Origin of the sequence: Bacillus cereus group sp. BceL062, from assembly GCF_051780025.1 — a bacterium.
Classification (GTDB): Bacteria; Bacillota; Bacilli; order Bacillales; family Bacillaceae_G; genus Bacillus_A; species Bacillus_A toyonensis.
Window position 1 is genome coordinate 28392 of record NZ_JBPWGY010000017.1, and the last position, 22091, is coordinate 50482.

The following is a 22091-nucleotide window of genomic DNA, read 5'->3' on the forward strand; positions in this document are numbered from 1 at the left end:
AAAAAGTTTCACGTTTCAAGAAAACAGCATACAATATAACATACTTTTTACCAGCAAGAGTAATCTTGTTCTCAGGAGAACTTTATCGACTAAGATACATACAATAATTATAGTCACCTCAGTATCAGCCATTAAACACCTTTTAAGGTGTTTTTTATTTTTTCATAGGACTCACCCTTGCCATAAAACAAACGACTTTGTTTAAGCTTCTCCTTATGAAGTTTTTATTTAGTTTTCTTTCCTACATAACATTTTTATATTTGTTTATACTATAGTTGTAACTTTTCGTTACAACTTATATCTGTATCCAGTGAAACTTCTAAAATTTCACAATAAAGCAGTTAGCAAATTCAGCTAGCTGCTTTGTTGTGCTAAATGAAGTTTTTATTAACTTGTCACCATCTGATTAGAGCTTCACATAGATATGTACAATTTTTGTACATGTTTTTTATTTCAATACAAAATAAAGATTTCGTTAAATTTTCCACTTACCTTTATTCTTTTATGACAGGCTCCATAATTTCAAGTAAGGCATACAATATTAAAAATTTACTCGTGAAAATCTGATTACGAGTTTTTGAAATTTCTATATCTCATGAGACATTCACCTACCTTACTAAGGGTGCATATAAAAATGCGCTCTTTTTCATAAAAAATGCTCCCAGATAAATCTAGGAGCATTTTTTATGAAACATAATTTTTTATTTGTTTACGAATTACTTTATTATAAAAACCATGTTTGACTACTTGCCTAACACCGTCTACTTCAATTCCCATAATCTCTGTAATTTCCACAACAATTGTGTTCTGCAAAACACTTATTACATATCCCGTCAATTTTAAATTAGGATTTTTACGATATGAAAATTGAACGTATTCTCCAATTGTTACCTTTGCTATATGTTCCATTTTGCCCCCCTTAATCATTATTAATTATTTATTAGATTCCCCTTTTTTATCACCTTTATACTGTCTAATAATTTTATAAAATACAGAACGCTGAATCTCATATTTCCTCATGGCTTCTACTTCAATAATTGAATCAATCTTCCATTGCTAGAACACATTAATCATGGAACCATTTCCACCTGTAAGTAAAAAAATGATATTCACGATACAACAAAGTAAAAAGTAACTATCAATAGTTTTATTGATAGACACGGAAAGTGAAGTTTAAGGCTAAACCTGAACATGCAGGTATATTGTTAAACATAGGCGTATCAGCTAAATTGCTGATACACCTTAAAACTACATTGTTAAACAACATAATTAATGTGGTTCAGTGGTTGAGTCATGTTAATTTTAACTAGATTTCATTATGTTCCTCAACAAAAAGCTTTATAAATACAAAAACACCTTATTTTTTCATTTTGGGGAACAATTAATTTTTTAAGTTGATGACGATGTGTTCCTATCCCTATTCAAAATAATTAATGCATACATCCCATTTCATTTTTACAAATCTATTCTTTAAAGAAAATTTTTATTAGCAAATCTAAATTTCGTTATTCTTATCCAAAATCCTAAATATACATATAAAGTTTATAGCGCACTATTCGAACATTTTGTGAAAATTAGCAAAAAACATTACAAACTACTAGTAGTAGGTATTAATTTCCTAGTATTTGTTCCAAACACTGTGTTAAACTGAGTTGATTTAACAGATCTACTCTAATAACATTAATGAAATGGGGTATTTACTTGAACTTTCCACAATTAAAAATCGGTCATATGATGCCAAAGGTCCCAATTATTCAGGGAGGAATGGGCGTAGGCATTTCATTAAGTAAACTTGCATCTGCAGTTGCAAATGCGGGAGGAATTGGGATTATTTCAGGAACTGGTATTTCCATAGATGAAATGAGAATGCATATTAGGAAGGCAAAAGAAAAGATCCGGAATACTGGTTATATTGGAGTAAATGTTCTTTTTGCAATGAATGATTTTGCTGAAAAAATGAAAGCAGCCATTGAGGAAAAAGTTGATTTCATCATATCTGGTGCTGGCATTTCACGAGATATGTATACTTGGGGGAAAAATGCCGGTATACCAGTTATTTCAATAGTTTCCTCAGCCAAACTCGCTAGATTATCTGAACGCTTGGGTGCGGCCGCTGTTGTAGTAGAGGGGCATGAAGCAGGGGGACATCTTGGTACCGAGCGACCTTTATTCGATATATTACCGGAAGTAGTTGCAGCGGTGGATATTCCCGTAATTGCTGCTGGAGGAATTATGACCGGAAAAGATATTGCTCATGCCTTAAAAATGGGTGCTTCTGGTGTACAGATGGGTACAAGATTCGTTGCAAGTAATGAGTGTGACGCACCACTATCCTTTAAAGAAAAATATATAAATGCTCGATTAGAAGATACTATATTAGTCAAAACAACTGTCGGTCTCCAAGGTCGTGCGGTTAAGAATAGCTTCACTAAATTAATAGCTGATGATAAAAAGATAAAAATAAAAAAGTGTATAAATTGCTTAAAAAACTGTTCTTATCGTTTCTGCACGCTAGATTCTTTGATAACCTCTATGGATGGTGATTGTGAAAACGGCCTTGTTTTCGCAGGCGCACGAGTAAATGAAGTCAAAGAAATTTTGCCCGTCAAAACAATTATTAACAATATTATGATGGAATATAAAGCATGTATGTAAGGTAGAATCCATGTATAATTCTTAAAAAAATATTTAATGTTGTAAATTCTTATTTTCCTGACGATACATCAACTAATAATTATACTTCGGGCATTATTGGTCATAAAAAAAGAACACCTACAAATACTGTAGGCGTTCTTTTTTATTTATAATTGGATAATTTCTCTTATTTCTTCTATAGGTAACTTCGTAAATTTCGCAATATCCTCTACAGACATTCCGTTTTTATACATACCACATACCAATTGTATACGTTCGGCTTTTTTTCCTTCTTCAATACCCTTTTCAATACCTTTTTTGATTCCTTGCTCCTCTGCATGAGCAAACTTTGCAGCTTCATCCATTAGGGCTTTTTCCCTCGCCTCATAGGCTTGTCGGAATGTCGAATCTTGACTCATTCGCTCCCACTTATTCATTGCTTTTTGTAAAATCGGATCTTGATTCATCGCAATGTCCTCCAATGTTTGAGTTAAGTGTTCATCTTCATTTGCCGGAAGTAATAACAGCCAACGAACAAATGAATCTTCCCACGGATTAACTTTCTCTTCCCGCCATTGTTCCATTAATTTAGGAAGTTCTATAACATGAATCTCTATATCATCACTAAATTGCTTTTGCTGTTGTACATTCCATAGCTTTCCCGTTGTATGAAATTCCTCATATTCGGGAAAAAGTACGAAGTTTAACAAATTAATAGTAATTGTTTTACTAAGAGAGCTGTAAGGCATCCCTTTTTGTAACTGTGAAGTATATAATTTACCCCAGTAATACAAACTTCGTTTAATCATGTCGTGATTATTATTCAGCTGAATTTCTACGTTTACTTTAGTACCTGTGTCTAATGTGGCTGAGACATCTAAAATTGATAATTTATCATCCTCGTGTTCTCGATGTAAATGTGGATCTTCTAATTGTAGTGACATAATAGGTGACTCTAATGAATCCTTTAGCATGGCATTTAAAAATGTGATAAGAATATCCTCACTACCACTTGTCCCAAATAATTGTTTAAAAGCAAAATCAATTCTTAAATTTACTAATGACATGGTCATGACTTTCCTCTTCCTGTCTAAGAAACTCTCTTTCCTTTATTGTACATAAAAATTAGGTAATCATGCAAATAGGAACATTTCATAAAAAGATAACGCTATCATTCTCTTCAAAAATAGATATTCACTAAAAGATAAAGGTACAATTAATAGTTAATTTGGTGAATTATAACACATATTATCTTTAAATAATACCCAGTTGAAAAAACAATGGATTAATTGTGACATAATTGTTAAATTTAGGAATACAAAAAAGGCTTTCTATATATAAAAATAGAAAGGTGATGGTGTACGGATAAAATATAAGGAGGATTTATATTATGTTTTCAAAAAAACAAAAATTAGTAACAGTGGTAACCACTTTGACATTAGGATGTGGATTAACTTTTGGATTAACTCCTACTTCGGCAGATTCTATAAGTAACCCTACTACTATTAAGGAAGAACAAGTACGAATACAGATACCTTTCACTGGATATGTTATTTCAGCAGATGATAATTATTTAGTTGTAGCTGACACTAATACAAAAGAGGAGGCACTCTCTTATCAAAATGATTGGTGGGAATTAGCCTCTCAGAATAAAATTTTACGTGTTCCTATTACTAACAAAGATAACTACTGCGTAGGTGAAAAACTAAATATATTTTCCGTAGGATGGACTCACTCTATTCCACCAATCGCTGTTATGCCTGTTATCGAAAAAATAATTGAATAAATTATATATGTTTTATAAAAGAAGATAGCCATTATTTGTAATACTGAAACTAAGATAATTAAATAAATATCATTATTACTACACAACGACACATTTAAAGACACATGTTGTTTAACAATGTAGTTTTAAGGCGTATCAACACTTTGCTTGATACGCCTATTTTTTATGGTTTTCCCTTCGTTTTATCACTACATTCTGTAGACTTATCGAAACTTTTATCGCTACATTTGAACTTTTTTTCATCACTTTTAAATAGCCAGTTTAAGAGAAGCAATTGATTACTTCGTTGAAATTCATGTTTGTAGTTGTGTCAAAATAAAGCTCCTTCAATACTTTCCTTTTAATAGATGCGTTTAATACACCTAATTTTAAAAAGATTTTATATACCATGCATTCATAGTGGAGTGTTCAGAGCCTGGTAGGGGTTCATTTTAAAGTATAAATCCAAATTTTTTATATAATAGACATGCAGTTTTCAATTCATGCATTGTTTCTAAATAGCACTTTTCATAATGTTTAGAGGCAAATGACAAAGCTGTTTCCATTAGTTTCTTAGAAATCCCTAAACCTTGTGCTTTTGGACTTAAGTATAGCTTTTGTAATTCGCAAACTTTATCATGTTCGTTAAACGGTGCTATACCAATTCAACCAACAACTTCTCCTTCCATTTCTACTACCCAATAGTTCGCATGTTTTAGATTATTATAATATTGATGTAGGTCATTAAGTTGAGGGTCAAAATAAGCTGTTCCAGGAAGCGCTAATCCAAGTGATTTTAATGAATCTTGTATAATTTCTTTTACTTTTGCATTGTCTTCTTTTTTCATTTTTCGAAGAATCATATACGATCTCCTTCAATTAGGTTTTAATAAAGATTGCGACAGATTTTTGAAAATGGCATCCTTAAAACATTGACTAAGTCCACATTTTAAGGGGACAGTTATATTAATATTAAATGTGGACTTAGTCAACTAAAGGAGGATCTATGGATAAAAAAATTACTTATGACATCGGACAATTCAACCGTTTTTATACAAAGGTACTTGGTCTATTTAATAACCAGATTCTAGATACAGATTATTCATTAACCGAAACACGAATACTATTTGAAATAAGCGAAAGAACAGAGTGTATTGCGAATAATCTTGTGCAAGAACTTAATATTGATAGAAGCTATATGAGCAGAATTTTACGTAGATTTGAGAAGGAAGGATTAATAGAGAAAAGAAGCTCAATAAAAGACAGCAGAAAAAACTTTCTCTTTTTGACAAAAAAAGGAGAGGGACTACTAGATATAATTCATATTCAGTCAGATGAACAAATACATCAATTTTAGGCGAGATTCTTTCTTTTTTCTCTTACAGCTTGATCTTGTAATCGTTTTTGTTGCTGTTGTTTTGTTAATCGATAAAGAATCACACAAGTTGACACTTTATCAATCATTCCTACATAAGCATCTGCTATTTCACATGTTTGTCCTGGTTGAAGGGAGTTCATTACCGTCTCCATATCTATCTGTATATACTCTGTACCTTTCTTAATTCTTCCATCTTGAAAATAATCAGGAGTAGGATTTTTTTGATAAATACGTGTATTCGACTTGATACGAGAGATATAGTAGGCCTCCTTATCTTACATATATTGAAGGTCTTTTAAATGAAAACACCCTAAATCTCGGATACATAAACCACTCGCTGTTACAGTTGAGGCACACAGAGAGCCGTAAGTGCGATTATGTTGTTTACCTGGGTCTGTATGAATATGTAGGAACTGTCCACTTAACAAATCATACTCAAGTTGAATTTTTATCCCAGCTGTATGGCTGCATCTTCCTGCACCTGGATAAACCGATGAAAATACATTTTGGAGTTGAAATACTGTTGAATCTAAAATACGATTACGCTTGAAAACAGAAGTGTATGGAGAAGAAATCGGAATAGATTCATCCATTTTTTTGTTTAGTAGTTCGGCTAGTAGGCGTTGTAAAAGTTGGACGGCCGCCTCATTAAATCGTTGATTCAGTCCCTCAGGACTGATAAGTACTGCTGTTGATGCTTCTAAACAGCTAAATAACTGAGTTAAAGAAGTCATAGCTACACTTTGACTCATCCATACACATAAAGCTACTAAATCTTTTTGCTTGATACTTACTGGTTCATAGATGAAATGGAGATAATAAAGCGCTCACCTATAAATAGGAGAGTGCTTTACATTTAAAATATATCTTAAATATTTACGTTTTATTTCTTTTTTATATAAATTTGATTTATTTATTATTTCTATTAGATTTCATCAAATCATATAGTAATCAATCTAATTCTCTACTATAACAAAGTACCTTTTCGTGAGTGAATCCATACTGCTTAACAAGCGATATTAATTCCTCTATTTTTTTCAATTACTTGATTTAACTTCTTACAATTAGACATAGTTTTTGTACACTCCCTTCTTACCTACATACAGGTCATCTGGGCAGCACTTTTGTTAGATATTCTATTTAGAACACAGCTGTTTATAAGATGTATTTCCCCTTAACACCCATATACAATATATTTACAAATATCAAATACAAAATCTATGAACTTAAAAAGTTATATCTACTTAACTTATTACACACCTTTATATGCTTGTTTATATACTTCTTTTAATTCTGAAATCAATGGCAGTTTCGGATTTGCTGGTGTACATTGATCTTCAAATGCTTCTTGTTTTACCCCTTGTCCTGCAATACTCATATTAATATTCAATTCTTTTCCAAGACTGATAATTGCTTGTACAAGAGATTCTACACCTTCTTCTACTGTACTTGCTAGCAGCCCCAATGTTCTTGCAATATGTGCATAACGTTCATCTGCCACAAAATGCTCATATTTTGGGAACAATGCATGTTTTCTCGGCTTAACAGCATTATATCGAATTACATGCGGCATTAAGATCGCGTTAGCTCGTCCATGTGGAATGTGAAATTCTGGTCCAAGCTTATGCGCCAAACTATGATTAATACCAAGAAATGCATTTGCAAAAGCCATACCTGCAATTGCAGAAGCATTATGCATTTTCTCACGTGCTTCTTCATCATTTCCATTTTTATATGCTCTCGGTAAATATTTAAATACTAGATCAATAGCTTTTAAGGCCAATCCATCTGTATAGTCATTTGCCATAATAGACACGTATGCTTCAATCGCATGTGTAAATACATCCATTCCAGTGTCTGCTGTTACATGAGGTGCCACTGTCATTACAAACTGTGGGTCAATACTCGCTACATCTGGTGTTAATTCATAATCAGCAAGTGGCTATTTTATATTATTTTTTTATCTGTAATAACCGCGAATGGTGCTACTTCTGACCCTCCGCCCAACGCAATAATTACATCAGGTTTGAAAGTTCTCATCATCTCAGCACCCTTGAAAACTGTTTCATCTGAAGGATCTGGTTCTACCTCTGAGAAAACAGCTACTTTTACATCATTTAAATGTTGTTGCAAGTAATGTGTAACTATATCTACATATCCTAGTTCTACCATTCCTGGATCCGTTACAATGAATGCTCGTGAAATGTTTGGCATCTTAGCTAAATATTGTGTCGCATGTTTTTTAAAAAAACCTTAGGTGGTAATTTGAACCATTGCATATTATTTTTTTTATTCGCCAAACGCTTTACATTTATTAAATGTGTAGTTGTTACGTTTTGAGAAACAGAATTCTTACCGTATGATCCACAACCTAATGTTAAAGATGGAATAAATGCGTTATATATATCACCAATCCCCCCTTGTGCTGACGGTGAATTTACAATAAGGCGACAAGCTTTCATTCTTAAACCAAATTGTTTTTGTACTTCTTTATTTGTGGAATCAATAACCGCTGAATGACCTAAGCCACCCAAATTTAACATTTCTTCACAGTATTTAAATCCTTCTTCACGTGATAGTGGATATTCTGCACCCACTCCCTTAATTTCAGCTACAAGTATTTTTGTATCTTCTGTTACCTTAATGCCTACTAATAATGCAATATAATGTGCTGATTTCTCTAAATAACAAGCTACATTCCCAGGTCCTACTCCTAAGGCCGGTTTCCCTGTAGAATATGCTGATTTCACCATTCCAGCAACTCCACCCACTGGTTCAGCAATTTCAATGACTTCTTCATGTGGTTCTTCATGGTAATTCCTACATTCTTATCTTTTTTTATGCTATGCCAAATATATTCAGTCGCATATATTTTTTTGTACATTTATCCTCATACACACCTCGACCAGTTTTCTCAACCGCCATTTTGGCTAATGGCATATGTTAATTTAATCCAGATAGTGCCATTTCATGAACAATATGATCCACTTGCTCTTACGTATAAGATTCTAGTGCTTTTAGCGCTTCTTTTCCATTTTCATCTGTCTTGTTTGTTATATTAAAGCCTCCAGATCACTATAAAAATAGATTTAAAATGTTGGAACTTATTGTTTTCGTCTTGCATATTAAGTAAAAGCTTAAATATTTGTGAATTGTTTCACAAATATTTATAATGATTATAATCAATAATTACTTATTTACGCAATCAATATATACATTTACATTCTCAGTTGTATTATTTCTCAATTCTATGTACACCTCTGCATTGAAATACAATATTTGTTGATGCCTTAATATCTCGATTTCATTATCAATTATAACCATTGTTTTACCAAAAACTGCATACATATATCCTTGTTCAAATATTTTGGTATGACAACACTACCTGATGGGTTAATAAAAAAAATGTTGGAAATGTATTTTCAGTTTTATTAATAATTGTCTTGAACACCTCATCATTTAATCCCATAGGTGTTACATTTTTTAGTTGCATCAATATCACTCCTATTCATGTATAAAAAATTAAATAATGTGTAATCTGTTTTTACAAATTTATAACTATGATCTCGACTTTGCCTATAAGTCTATAACTATTAATTTCCTAAGGTAACAGTAATTCATCTCCTTGTAAAGGGATATTAAGTTGTTATAGTACGTAAATCGCTTTGTTATGGTAACTCTACTAAAGAAGATATTTAATACTTATATGTAATTTATCTAGTATTATTCAATGTGTATAGTAGTTAAAATTTTTATTAATAAATTTTTAGAACAATAGTATATATAATATAAATAATTTTTGTATTTAAAAATATATTTGTTGTCCCCATTCTATCTGAAATATTCTCCTTTTTCTTAAAATCTTATATAAATATATATCTTATATATATTAAAAATATAAAGATAAAACTTATATAGGTTCATAAAATATAGAATAAAGCTTGCTATGACAATGTTTTTAACATGTCCTACTGTAAAAAATCATAAATGGTATGTAATGGGAGTGTAAAAATAGACTTTGTTGTACTATCTTTTCTACATAAAATCATAAAATGATACCACTATTCCTACATAAAAAATGAAGGAAAATAATTCAGTAATAAGTATATTTATTCATTTGTAAATAAGAAGATATTCTCGATATTTGTCCCCAATTTATAGTCATCTGTACACAATCTATACACATTGATCACTATTTAATCCACTTAATTCAGTTATTCATATTTAATCACATAATACTTGATGAAATTTAGTAGATTTACTTATAGAATCCTTATATAGCAACAATAGTATGATACTTTTATTCACAAATGATACTTTTTATAAACATATCCACTAAAAATATTCTTTTTCTTATGATTTTATGTAGAATAAATTCTCTATTTATATAAGAATTGGATGTATTTTCAAGTTACTAGTGTGGAAATTAAGAATGATGAATAACATTTATTGTATAGAAGTGCATAAAAAAAGATTCTATTTTCAATAGAATCTTTTAGAAAAGTATATAAACGTATCTAATAGAAAGACTTTGAATGATAGAGCCAACACGAATAGCCCTCTACTTTGATTTTTTTCAAATATAGAGAGCTGAAAATGATTACATTTCTTCCATTACTTTTAATACCTGTTCAGTTGATGTTACTTGAATTCCAGCACGTAGCAACTGTTCCAAGGCACGTATAAAGGTAATTAAATTTATGCTACCAGGTACTTCAATTACTCGTAGCTTTTCTTTTGGTAATTTATCTATCTTTTCAATGAACAATTCACGTACATCACTAGGAATAATGCGTTCTTTATGTCCTTTAGCTTTTAGAAGTTCACGCATTTCTATTTCTAGCGCCATATAAGCATTTAGATTTGCACCTTGTTCATAAGCGTATTTTCTAAATAATGTTTCTTCTTGATATCTTAGATAATTACGATGGTAAGATTCCTCTGTAACAGGCACGGCAAATTTGTACTTTAATAACTCAAATGTTTTACGGAACAGCTTCTTGATACTTCGACGAGAGTACATAGAGAAATGCAATCCGAAATCAAATATAGCTTGTTCTTTTTGTTTTGCTGGGACGTGCTGTGTAATAAGAGGATAAATCCCTTCTTTAGCTGCGGTATCAAGAATATGATACTGTGATGTTTGATTTAGTAATTTTTTCAATGTATATACTAATTTACTTGGATATTTTTCAGTGCGATCAATCATGTCACGCAAACTATGTATTACACTACGAATTTGTCGATGACAGGTATTTTTAAGTACATGAATAAATTTATTCATGTCTCGTGTAAATTCCCCAATATGCATTTCTTGTAGTGTAGATTCAATAAATCGAGCCTTACGGGCATACGTAACCTTTGGAGTAAAAGGATCACGATACTGTAGTTCCCCTGCTTCTTTTCCACACAAGAAGTCTGCATGAATAGATAAAAATAAAGTCGTGTATTTTTTCTTGTTTTGAACCCCTTTTTGTAGTTTACAGATTTTGAATAGTGGAGTCCCTGTACAAGATAATACAGTGGTTAGTTCTTTCATAACTGCACGAATCTGATGTGGATACTTCTTATGTAAAAAGCGGTACATCCCACCAAAGTGAGTCTGATTACCCCTTTCATCCTGTTTGTCTAAAGAACGTTTTAATGTAGTTTCTCTATGCTGTTGCATAGCAATATCTAAGAATAGCTTCTTAGATGCTATTGAAAGTTCAAAGAAAGCCTTTGTAAAGACTATAGGACTAATGTAAACATAAGGATTTGCTTTTTCTGTTTCTTCATTCATAAAATGATTTATTTTAATTGTGTATCGACTATCTAATTCATTTTCAATCGTAATAATGTTATGTAGGCTTAATTTTCTTAATGCAATATAGAATTGAGAATGCTGTATACATGCCAATTCTTCTTTGTATTGTTTATAGTCTTCCCAAAGCATATGTACTGTTACGTTTGGAATAATACCATTCGTATAGCATTTTTTATGTAGGTAAAGAAATACTTCAAGATCTGCATTTGTAATACCGTACAATTTATGTTTTCTTCCCATTGTCTTTGAAATAGTATGTCGTGAAAAAGATGGCTTTGCTTGTGCAACAAATCCATCGATATCCGCAATACGTTCTTCGTACGACATTTGATTAATAATATCTTCAAGGTATGTATCTTTATAGCTATAGTATTTTCCTTCTAATGCATCAACAAGTGCTTGCCAAGATTTTAATGTAACTATAACTGCATTAGTAGATTGTCCATTTAGACTACGTTGATTACGAATAACAAATGATTTGCTCATCTTTTTCACCTCCTATACAAATTAAAATATACATATCCGTACAATATAAAATATACCGATTTTAATTATAGCAAATCAAAATCGGATGAAATGGGCCCCTTTAAGAGCGAACATGAAAAAATGAAATGTACGTTAATCCCTTTCATATCAAGGGGTTTAAGGATTTGTTCTATTTTTTTTATGGACATGATATCACTATGGATTTTCATGTTTTGAATAAACAAGAAAATGAGTTATAAACCGCTAATAAACTTTGCTCTAATGGGATTTGAAGCTTATTTTTATAAAAATATAAGGGACATGATAAGGCTGTGAATTTTCATGTTTCTATTTATTAGAATTCACATGGGAATCGTTGATAGACATTGATATTAAAGGGATTTATATGAAATTTAGTATTTATAAAAGGAACGTGATACCGCTAGGAGTGTTTCATCTTTTCAGATAAAAAGGGACATGATACCGCTAGAATTTTTCATGTTCCATATATCCCTGAAATTTGAGAAGATGTTGTATAAATGCAGGGTATATAGGGGGTTTTAGTGGATTTATGAAACGAGAAAGGGACATGATACCGCTATGAATTTTCTTGTTTCATACCTTGAATATAGAAGACCCCCTTTTGTATCAAGGATAGAAAGGATTACAAAAAAAAAATATAGTTTAATCTCATGAAACATTTAAGAGTGGATTTTTTTCATGTTTTAGTCAAAAGGGACATGATATCGCTATAGATTTTCACTTTGTATGCAAACTTTAATGAGTTTTACCATATATAAAAAGGGACTGTTAAAGCATGAATAACCTAGCTTTTTCATGTTTACTCAAAAGGGACATGATATAGCAAAAGAATTTCATGTTTCAGCTAATGCCTTGAAAAATATTAGGTTTCTTATAACGTCATACCTTTTCCAAATGGATACAGTCTTGTATAATCAGTAAAAGAGGTGGTTATAAGCATACGTGCTAGATTATCACTAAGGGATGGTTGGATAGAACTTACTGTATTCTTTTTTATTTTCATGAATAGGAACATCATAAGGCTATATAGATTTAAGTTTAAATCATTCTCAAATGGAAATTAAATAAGGAGAAGGATGTATATGGATAATGTTCTACAATTGTTTAAAGATGCATTAGTAATATCAGCACCTATCTATAAGCATAATGAACAAGTGTGGCATAAATGGAATGCTTATTACTTAGAAGTTAAGGAAGATACTAGTAGGATCGTAACGTCGGACTATTTATCTCCATCATTTTCAATGCTTGTACAGTGGCTTGAACAGCAGCAAAAAAAGGGAATCTCCTCTTTGGAAATATTCACTAATATAGAAACTTACCAAACTGAAATTGATGTGGCGATAGGCTTATTTGTGGAGCAAGAGTTTTCAAGATATAAAAATGAAACCTTGCAGGAACCAAAGGAATCTAATACAGGTTTAGAGCACGAGAATTATTATGAAGTAAATAATTCTGCGGTTTATTATAAATTAAGAGATGGTATAGCAAAGAATCAATTTGAAGAAGATGAAAATACAAAGTTGAAATCGTATCCAATTGAAACGAAAGATAGTAGTGGAGTTGCACAACTTTCTTCACATAAAGATGAAGATTTAAGATTAATAAATATTGAAGAAGCCGCTCGTTGGAATACATTGGTTGATGGTGTAATGAGTAATATGGATGATTTAACTGCTGACTGTCTAGATGCAATTACTATACAATGGTTAAATGAGGCAAAGTCCCCTGATGAATTTATAGACTTTTCATATAATCAGGTATTAGAAATGTGTAGCATACCGAAAGCAAAGGCTAATAACACAGAATATTATCGAGCAGAAGATAAAATAAAGGTTGCCAAACGTATTGCTGCCTTAGCAAGTATTTTTATCTATTTAAATGATGATAATGAGGTAGTTGTATTAAATGATCGAGCGGAAGCAGGTAAACATTATGAAGTAAAGCGAGAAGTTATTAAGAGGCTTTTTGTATTAGATTCCGTGGTGCTCTGGAGAGATAATAACACTAACGAATATATGGGGATAGAATCTTGCAGGATTAAGCCAGGGAGCTTCTTATCAAGTTATTTATATGGTTCTAGTAGTACAACGGCACTGTTATCAAAAAAAGCATTGGAATATAATAGTTATAGACATAAATATCATAAGAGATTGATTCGTTATTTAACTTGGCAATGGAGAATTCGTCAAATGTTCTCTAGTTTAAAAAGGCCTTACTCTATAGGAGGAGATAAGGGTTTACTGGCAGTCATGGGTGTAAATCAAAATCAAAAGCCAAATCGTATTCGTGAACAGTTAGAAAATGTTCTTATTGATTTAGAGAAGGAAAAGGTAATATCACATTGGGAGTACAGTGAAGATTTAAAAGAGGAAATGTTAACAAAGAAGAATTGGTTTAAGAACTATTATGCTCAGTTAGGTATAATAATTTTACCGCCGAAAGAATTAATGAATTCGATAGAAAAAATAGTGAAGAAAAAAACAGTAGATATCATACAAGAAGAGTCTTCTGTGAAAATAGAAAATAACAATTTAGATGTTGATGAGTATGAAAATTCAATTAGAGAAAAAATATCATTCTTCCATATGAATAAAAATATAACAATGCGAGATCTTTCAAAAGAAATAGGTATATCACAACCTACCCTTTCTAGGTTCTATAATAAGAAAACAAAACGCCTTTCAAGCACGGCTAAAGATAAATTAACTCAGTGGTATAAAAGACAAATTATTATTGATAAGATGTAGAAAAAGCTTGCATTCATAATAAAAAAGAGTCCCTATTTTAGGGACTCTTTTTTATTATGGATGCATAACGCTAGTTACCAAATAAATTGGCTGTATCCAGGTCTTCATATTCATCTTTTAGTACCGCTTTTTCAGTTGTTGATTCATTTTCTATATGTGTATCTTTAGGAGTAGAGTTTTTTTCAAGAGATGAGACTATTTTATTTTGATCTGCTGCCTCTTCTTCATTTGCTTGGTTTTCTTTTTGAATAGTAAGATTTGAATTATTTAATAGTATACGCTTAACATCATTTAAAAAATCTTTATCTTGAAGTAAAATTTCTTTTTGCATTTGTTGCTGTATCTTATAGTCAGCCACGTCTTGTAATCCGTGTTTATCAATAAAATAACATACAAGTTTATATAAAGAATCGGCTATATTGCTTTGTGACTCGAACCATTTAAAGAATTCTTCATTCTCAATCTTCTTGAGGTTCCAGAAGAAGGACTCTCTTTTTTTGTCGGACATACTATTTCACCTTTTTTCGAGAAAGAATTTTCTTGATAATTTGCATCCCCTTAGCATTCATATCTACAGCGTATTTCTCCGGAATCCATAATAAGTACATTCCAACTCGCTCACAATACTCTAATAATTGAGTATATAATTCATCTTTAAAAGTAATACTTCCCCCACCATACACACATAATACTTCAGCTTCACTGGCTGTATTGTTTACATATTTTTCATCTGTATCTTCTAGGATTAGTTCTGCTTGTTCCACTTTTGTAATATTAAAGTGTGTTGTTGCCTCTTCATGGTATTTATGATCTATATCCTGAAGAATTTGAGAGAATTGTTGGCGTTTAATGTTTGTTCCGCGTTCTTGATTTAATAATTTTACAGCTTCTTCTGTAGCATGACCGACACCTCGTCTTTCACCGCTACAAGCATCAATTACTGGATTGACGCCCACTGTGTAGATATACTCAGTTGTTCCGTCCCCAATATCAGAATGCAAAATCTTTTTGTTTTTAAAGAAAGAGCCGTCAATTTTTTTGATTTCAAGTTTTTTTGCATATAGTTTAGTGAAATCAGTAAACATCTCCTCTTCCCCTTCAAGAATTGCAAATAACGGAGGAACACCCTCTTGTGTAATGTTAGCACTATTAAATGTTAAGCTAACTGTTACTTGCTCTTCTCCTACATAAACCACTACAACATGATTTGAATTAGTAAAACGTTGTTCTAAATGTTTAGCGTTTACGGGTGTCCATTGGCTTGCTGGGATAGCTGAAATAAGGTCAACAGTCACATTGATTGATTGTGGTAGTTGTTCTGTGTGTTCCCATTCAAGTTGAACAGATTTGTTTGCAATTAATCCTAGCATATTAATTAGTGGTAAATCATCATTATATTTTTGACCTACTTTAATGTTCATGTTTTTAGGGTTTTTCCCTGTTAACATCGCACGATTACCAATGAAATACATTCCAGATCTTCGAATTGATTTACTAGCAATATTCACGAACATATTATCTACTAAATTAACCACGTTTTTTTGGATGTTTGTCTCAGTAACATTAGGCATTGAGTAGACACTTTGATATACATTTTTCATTTTTATGTATTCACCATTGATGTAACCTTTAAACGAATCGTTTCCAATATCACCTTCTATGTCTATATGAAGAGTTTTTCCTTTTAAACTTGCCATTATACATCACCTCTAGGAATTTTATTTCTAATTTATATCTAATAAATATATTATAACCTATAAAATCCTTATCGACAAGGATTTTATAAGGTTTTTGAAGAATAAATATAATAAAAATATAAAATAAATATAATTTGGATATAAATTAGATGTTTAATTAATATATTCGAGTTATTTCTGGGCGGTTTTGACACTTTATATATTCTAGATATATTTTAAATATATCTAGAATATATAAAGTGTGTTATTGGCGGGAGGGATACATTTGTCGAAGATGTCTTTTTAAATATCAAGTTATTTTTGTGATTTATGGATAGACTATTGATGATATATTTCGGGAATCCAAGGGATATCTAGTGGAATGAGGTATACATTTTAATCGAGAGAAAGAAAATTAGAATGCAAATAAGATTAATTGCGAATATGACTTATACATACTTGAATAGTAAAAATGGTTAGCCCAATAAACGTTATAAAAGTGTTATTTCGGTGTTTGATATCGTGTGAACGCTAGGCGTTTTTAATGCGTTAAACCCCTTTAAATCAACATTTTTAATGTTTTTTATAAACAAGTTGCTGATAAGGAAATGAGATTGGAAGTTTAGATGTTTTTTTGTGTAATAACGCATTGAAAGACGGTTTTAAATTGAGATCTTTTTTATATAAGTTTGTTTTTGGCTATTTTGATGATATCTATAACAAAAAGACTAAAAAAGTAGTATGCAAATGAACCCTCTACATATCAAGTGTAATATGTAGAAAAAATATCTTGAGTATGTATTTTTGTTGTATATGTTCTATTTGTATCTGTAGCACTCCTTTAAAAGAATAGAGAATCTATGAAATTTGATTTGAATATAAAAATTGAACAGGATTGATTACAGATTCATATATATTTGCTAAACAAACGTTATTATGGTGTTTACTTGGCGAACTTAGCAGATGAACACTAGGCGTTTTCAAAGCGTTAAACATTGTAATAGCAACATTTAAAGTGGATTTTAAAGAGAAAAAAGTGTACGAAATGATAAAATCTATAAATTTAATTTTCGAGTTCGATATTAAAAAAAGTAGTTTGGTATATGTTGAAAAGAAATTCAATTGAAATATTTCTATATAAATAATGACATAGATATCATAATAGTTTCTACATACTTAGATCATAGTGGCAATATAAAGCTATGTTGAAAAGGTGTTTTTAGGAAATCCATTGGTAACATACTTTTAAAAGTAAAACTTCTTTCTGAAGCAATTAATATAATAAGATTTGGAATTGGGTATATATCTAAGGTGTTGTTCGGTTTGCATACTTTTATTGTTTTTTAGTAGGAATGTAGTAATTGATTCTCCGTGAACGCATAGCGTTCACGGAGAATCAATTATACTAATCGTGGGAAGGCTGCTTTAAAGTTTAAAAGTAAGATATTTAAATAGACAATGAATAACCTTTATTGTTCTTGTTTTGTTTTTGAAATTAACTCTAAAATTGTATGATAAGATACTAAATTCTTTAACAAAAATTTTATATCATCTGATATTCTTCTTGGAGTATATATTTAAGTTTCTTAAGTTGAAGTAAATGCAAAAGTTTTATTTTATGAACGTTTTAGAAGTGTTATTTAGGCGTTGTTATTTGGTGATGGGGCGTTCTTGAATCAATTTTTAATGGCATATTTATATAGTTATTAATTCGATGTTTTTGATGGGGAGAGCAGAAACTTTGGCTAAGAGATAATATGATTGCAATTTAAAAGAAGCTTCTTTTCTTAAACATATGAAGATGTGGAATATCAAACATAGTTCGGAGAGGAGTACGGTAGACGTAAGCATATGCTTTTTTGAATTGAATAACTCTAGTCCAAACAAAAATATCTATAGTAGAACGTAGTTTGCGAAGGTCATGATCTAGTATAACTGTTAGACGGTACATAAAAGAATTAATGAAAGTTGGGACTTCTGTTGGAAATGATATGTGATTAGGAATTAAAGAATTTTTCTATTTATAAAAAAACTAAATTCGTTCGGACAGTAGAAACTAGCTAGCAAAAGCAAGGCGTATTCTTTTCAGAAGAACGAAAGATTCTTCGAACTGGCATATGTAGCATAAAGAAGGCAATAATTTTTGAATTATCTTAGATACAATTTTTAAGAATGTTGGAATCCAAAGCAAAATGGAATGAGGAGAAAGTTATAGTTGTATCTGATCGCATGCTTCTAGTCACTTATTTTAGAAGTTTTGCGAATGAATTTTTTATTCTTATATCATAATAGATATATTAATCTAAGGTTAACTAAAAAACAAATCAATTCATTTCTTAACTTTACAGTACAGTTATAAAGAAATAGAAAAAAGTATAATTCATATTTATGAATGTAATGAAAGTTACTATCATACATTGTGGGTTTCATGAACGGTATAAAAACGGTCATGTTGCTATCAAAATATATTTTTAACACTACTAATCATTTTTTGCATAAGATGTATTTAATATGAGAATACTATTAACATTGAACTACGCCCATTTAACAATGTTGCGACCTATTTAATATATAAGATTCCTGCTTTATCTTGGTTTTCGTAATTTCGTCAAGTGTGGGACGATAGAACGTTGAAGCTTTTACAATTGCAATCAGTTTTTTGCAACCAACATCCTATCTAAAGTATTCGTAAAAAAGCAATCTGTACAAGTATATCGTAACAAGCCAATCGGTATGCATCTCTCACCTTCACATTTTTGAGGAAGAAGTCCTTTGTCAGAAATTGATAAAACTTATGCAATAATTTTGAGAATGCTATTTTTAAGCAACTATTCTTTTAAATGATGTCACCAAATCGAAGACGTTATAAATTTAAAATATTAATCCTAACTTTAATCTATAAAGGTTAAGTGGATATTTTAAGGGATCAGGATTCTTATAAAATCTAAACGTTATTGAAGTGTTATTTTAGTGTTTATTGTCACATGAACGCTATCCGTTATTCCACCGACTAATCCTTTAACTGCAACGTTAGGAGTTGTTTAAAGAGCGTTACTCATAACTGACGTATCAATTAATAAAATAAGTATTTAAATGATGTTTTGTTCCATTTAAATGATAAAAACAATCTAAAATATATCTATAAATATATTAGGTGTTTTATAAATAGTACTGAATGTTATAATAACAATTTCAACTAAATGAAGTGAAAATATATCGTATTAAATTCTTTAAACAGGAATCAACTTGCAAGAAGCAAAGTGTAATCTTCCAAGGGTATATTTTAAGAAATTCCCTAAGTTTATCCGTGTTATAGATGTTAATGAGAGTTTCCTTCTTATAACACACATTATGATAAAGGTATTAACAAAAGTTTATATCATAAAAACGAAGTGGTTCATTTATAAAGCGTAAGAATTACGAGAATAGTCATCTAACAAATTAAGAAATGGAGTTTCATTTTACTTAGTGATCTTGCGCCTCAAACAGCCTGTAAGAATGTTTGAGGCGCAAGATGTTTAATACATTAGGAAGAAATAAAATAGGATGAGCGCTTGAGAAACGTTAATTTAACGCTTTTGTGAAACGTGAACGCATAGCGTTTACAAGGAATTCGGTTCATTAATATGATACTTTTAGAGATATTTACATCTAAAGGTATCATGTGATTTTAGAATAGATATGTTTTATTTAACAGTGCTCATAACACGTATGAATTAGTAATAATGAATGCTGCGATTGTATAATGCTGTTTTATTATTACAGATCTTAAGATGTATCTTAATTGAATGCTACACTTAATATAACAAATACAATCTGACAAATATATTAAAGTAGGCTGGGGATATATGGAGTATCTTTGGAATCAATAAGAAAGGACAAAAAGATATGTAGTTGTGGTTATACTGAAATTGTTTTTAACTTAAATGTTATCGAGTGTTTTAACGTGAACGCTACCCGTTATTTTAGCGTCTATCCCTTTAATATCAATATTCCGTGTTGTTTAAAGGACGCAATTTATGCTAAAGCAATATATAAAATCTGATAACAGGTGTATCAATTAATAGCCCAATAATAAAGTTGTATGTTTCTATGTTGTAATAACTAATGAACGTTATAATAACGATCCTGACTAAATGAAGTATAGAGCTTCACAATGTTATATATATGTTATGAAGAATTTAAAGCGAAGTGGTATGACAAAAAAGTAGTTGTTACATTTAAAAACAGAAGATGTTAGCTGACTATGTTCGAAGTATGATTACGGAAACATAGACATTAATGGGCGTGTTCTTCTTGTGGTACATATCTTTAAATCATAAGAGCGATGTGATAGCGACCTAACAAATTAGAGAATGGAAGATTTTCTGTGTTTAGTGTTTTGAACCCGAAACAAGCTGTAAGGATATTAAATGGCAAGTAGTTTAATACAATACGAAAAAAACGAGATGAGCGCTTACAAAACGTTAAATTAACGTTTTGTAAATGGTGAACGCATAGCATTCACTAGAGATTCAGTGCATTAATATAATACTTTTCCTTTAAGGAACTAAAGAAATTTTAGAAGTAAAGATATGGTCTTTATTAATAGCGTTTATAACGCGTAGGATTTAGTAATAATGAATGCTGTGATTGATGACAATTTATATAAAAAATCTAATCTGGCAAAATGAATTAAAGAGTACTAGAAAAAGCATGTGGTTTCCTATATGGATTTATTATGTATAATTGAAGAATTAGAGGATTAGTCAATCCTCCCTAAAAATCGGCAAAGAATACACTTAAATAATTTTAGAAAATAGGATTAACATGTTCATATTAGCAATATAGAGTGTTTTTGGAATTTATAAGAAAGGTCCAATAAGATATGTAACTGTGGTCATCTTGGAATTCCTTTAAGCAAAATATGTTGAACCACTCAGTACTTAACATCTTTACAGACTGTTTGAAGTGAGGGATTCCTATGTACAGAAGCCTAACGGTTTCTAATTTAGTAGGCCTATCCCCAGAGTTCCTACGGTTAAGAGACGAATTGCTTTATTTCTAAGATTGAGCACTGTGTTACGATTTCTATTATGATGTGTGCCACAATAAGGACATTCTCACTCGCGAATGGTTAGATTTTTAGCATCTTTGTTTTTGTAGTTCCAATTGGAACTACAACTAATTGTTTGCCATACCACTTTACTTTATATGCCAACATTGTTTGAAATTGTGACCATGAGCTTTTGCAAGTTTTCTATTTTTGAGCATGCCACTGAATCGTACGTATTCTTTACCAATGAGATCGTGCTTTTTGATGATTTCAGTAGAAAGTTTCTGTAAGTAATAAGCCCTTATACTCGCATCATGATCATAGATTCATGCAATTATCACGGGCTGTTTATTCCAGTTAGAGTTAATAACATAAGTTATAAAAAAGCACATTCTCAAAATTAAACAAGAAATAAAAAACATATTATAAAATTTTTTTTACAAAAGTACGTATTCATGTTGTGAGGATGAGTAAAAAAAAAGCGGTAGCTACCGCTTCTTTTTACTCAATTAGATATGTATTGGATAAAAAACGAATATC

8 protein-coding genes and 7 pseudogenes are annotated in these 22091 nt (G+C 30.8%); 4 read left to right on the top strand and 11 right to left on the bottom strand.

Features of this window, described 5'->3' with window-relative positions:
- Positions 1–684: 684 nt before the first annotated feature.
- Complete coding sequence (locus ACS2MN_RS28235; protein WP_346994951.1) at positions 685–909, bottom strand: DUF2187 domain-containing protein; 225 nt, start codon at positions 907–909, stop codon at positions 685–687.
- A gap of 774 nt (positions 910–1683) precedes the next feature.
- On the opposite strand from ACS2MN_RS28235, the gene ACS2MN_RS28240 reads away from it, so the two are divergent.
- Positions 1684–2655, top strand: a complete 972-nt coding sequence (locus ACS2MN_RS28240; RefSeq protein WP_098640047.1) for an NAD(P)H-dependent flavin oxidoreductase — start codon at positions 1684–1686, stop codon at positions 2653–2655.
- 146 nt (positions 2656–2801) lie between these two features.
- Here ACS2MN_RS28240 and ACS2MN_RS28245 read toward each other — a convergent pair whose 3' ends face one another.
- Entirely contained in the window at positions 2802–3707 is a 906-nt protein-coding gene (locus tag ACS2MN_RS28245) for an Rpn family recombination-promoting nuclease/putative transposase (RefSeq protein WP_346994952.1), read from the bottom strand.
- Between the two features lie 317 nt (positions 3708–4024).
- Between ACS2MN_RS28245 and ACS2MN_RS28250 the strand changes: the two genes are divergently transcribed.
- Positions 4025–4420, top strand: coding sequence for a DUF3221 domain-containing protein (locus tag ACS2MN_RS28250; protein ID WP_098640049.1), 396 nt, complete (start codon positions 4025–4027; stop codon positions 4418–4420).
- 368 nt (positions 4421–4788) lie between these two features.
- Here the strand turns inward: ACS2MN_RS28250 and ACS2MN_RS28255 are convergent.
- Positions 4789–5262: pseudogene (locus ACS2MN_RS28255) on the bottom strand (GNAT family N-acetyltransferase).
- Between the two features lie 143 nt (positions 5263–5405).
- Between ACS2MN_RS28255 and ACS2MN_RS28260 the strand changes: the two are divergent.
- Positions 5406–5750 (top strand): annotated as a pseudogene (locus ACS2MN_RS28260) (MarR family winged helix-turn-helix transcriptional regulator); the annotation flags it as partial.
- A gap of 8 nt (positions 5751–5758) precedes the next feature.
- On the opposite strand, the pseudogene ACS2MN_RS28265 reads toward ACS2MN_RS28260, so the two are convergent.
- The 5 genes and pseudogenes from ACS2MN_RS28265 to ACS2MN_RS28285 all read right to left on the bottom strand — a co-directional run.
- Positions 5759–6575, bottom strand: a pseudogene (locus ACS2MN_RS28265) (IS4 family transposase); the annotation flags it as partial.
- Between the two features lie 156 nt (positions 6576–6731).
- Positions 6732–6849, bottom strand: a pseudogene (locus tag ACS2MN_RS28270) (Spo0E family sporulation regulatory protein-aspartic acid phosphatase); the annotation flags it as partial.
- Positions 6850–7029: 180 nt separating this feature from the next.
- Positions 7030–8834 (bottom strand): annotated as a pseudogene (locus ACS2MN_RS28275) (iron-containing alcohol dehydrogenase).
- A 132-nt stretch (positions 8835–8966) separates the two neighbouring features.
- Positions 8967–9270: pseudogene (locus ACS2MN_RS28280) on the bottom strand (hypothetical protein).
- A 1107-nt stretch (positions 9271–10377) separates the two neighbouring features.
- Complete coding sequence (locus ACS2MN_RS28285; protein ID WP_346994953.1) at positions 10378–12069, bottom strand: hypothetical protein; 1692 nt, start codon at positions 12067–12069, stop codon at positions 10378–10380.
- Positions 12070–13172: 1103 nt separating this feature from the next.
- Between ACS2MN_RS28285 and ACS2MN_RS28290 the strand changes: the two genes are divergently transcribed.
- Positions 13173–14840, top strand: coding sequence for a helix-turn-helix domain-containing protein (locus ACS2MN_RS28290; protein WP_346994954.1), 1668 nt, complete (start codon positions 13173–13175; stop codon positions 14838–14840).
- 70 nt (positions 14841–14910) lie between these two features.
- Here the strand turns inward: ACS2MN_RS28290 and ACS2MN_RS28295 are convergent, their stop codons facing one another.
- From ACS2MN_RS28295 to ACS2MN_RS28305, 3 genes and pseudogenes are all read right to left on the bottom strand, one after another.
- Positions 14911–15348, bottom strand: coding sequence for a hypothetical protein (locus ACS2MN_RS28295; protein ID WP_346994955.1), 438 nt, complete (start codon positions 15346–15348; stop codon positions 14911–14913).
- A 1-nt stretch (position 15349) separates the two neighbouring features.
- Entirely contained in the window at positions 15350–16537 is a 1188-nt protein-coding gene (locus ACS2MN_RS28300) for a ParM/StbA family protein (RefSeq protein ID WP_346994956.1), read from the bottom strand.
- Between the two features lie 4964 nt (positions 16538–21501).
- Positions 21502–21916 (bottom strand): annotated as a pseudogene (locus ACS2MN_RS28305) (zinc ribbon domain-containing protein); the annotation flags it as partial.
- Positions 21917–22091: the final 175 nt, after the last annotated feature.

Excerpts from the sequence above, each read along its gene's own strand:
- ACS2MN_RS28235 (WP_346994951.1), bottom strand. The coding sequence starts at position 909 with ATGGAACATATAGCAAAGGTAACAATTGGAGAATACGTTCAATTTTCA.
- ACS2MN_RS28240 (WP_098640047.1), top strand. The coding sequence starts at position 1,684 with ATGAAATGGGGTATTTACTTGAACTTTCCACAATTAAAAATCGGTCAT.
- ACS2MN_RS28245 (WP_346994952.1), bottom strand. The coding sequence starts at position 3,707 with ATGACCATGTCATTAGTAAATTTAAGAATTGATTTTGCTTTTAAACAA.
- ACS2MN_RS28250 (WP_098640049.1), top strand. The coding sequence starts at position 4,025 with ATGTTTTCAAAAAAACAAAAATTAGTAACAGTGGTAACCACTTTGACA.
- ACS2MN_RS28285 (WP_346994953.1), bottom strand. The coding sequence starts at position 12,069 with ATGAGCAAATCATTTGTTATTCGTAATCAACGTAGTCTAAATGGACAA.
- ACS2MN_RS28290 (WP_346994954.1), top strand. The coding sequence starts at position 13,173 with ATGGATAATGTTCTACAATTGTTTAAAGATGCATTAGTAATATCAGCA.
- ACS2MN_RS28295 (WP_346994955.1), bottom strand. The coding sequence starts at position 15,348 with ATGTCCGACAAAAAAAGAGAGTCCTTCTTCTGGAACCTCAAGAAGATT.
- ACS2MN_RS28300 (WP_346994956.1), bottom strand. The coding sequence starts at position 16,537 with ATGGCAAGTTTAAAAGGAAAAACTCTTCATATAGACATAGAAGGTGAT.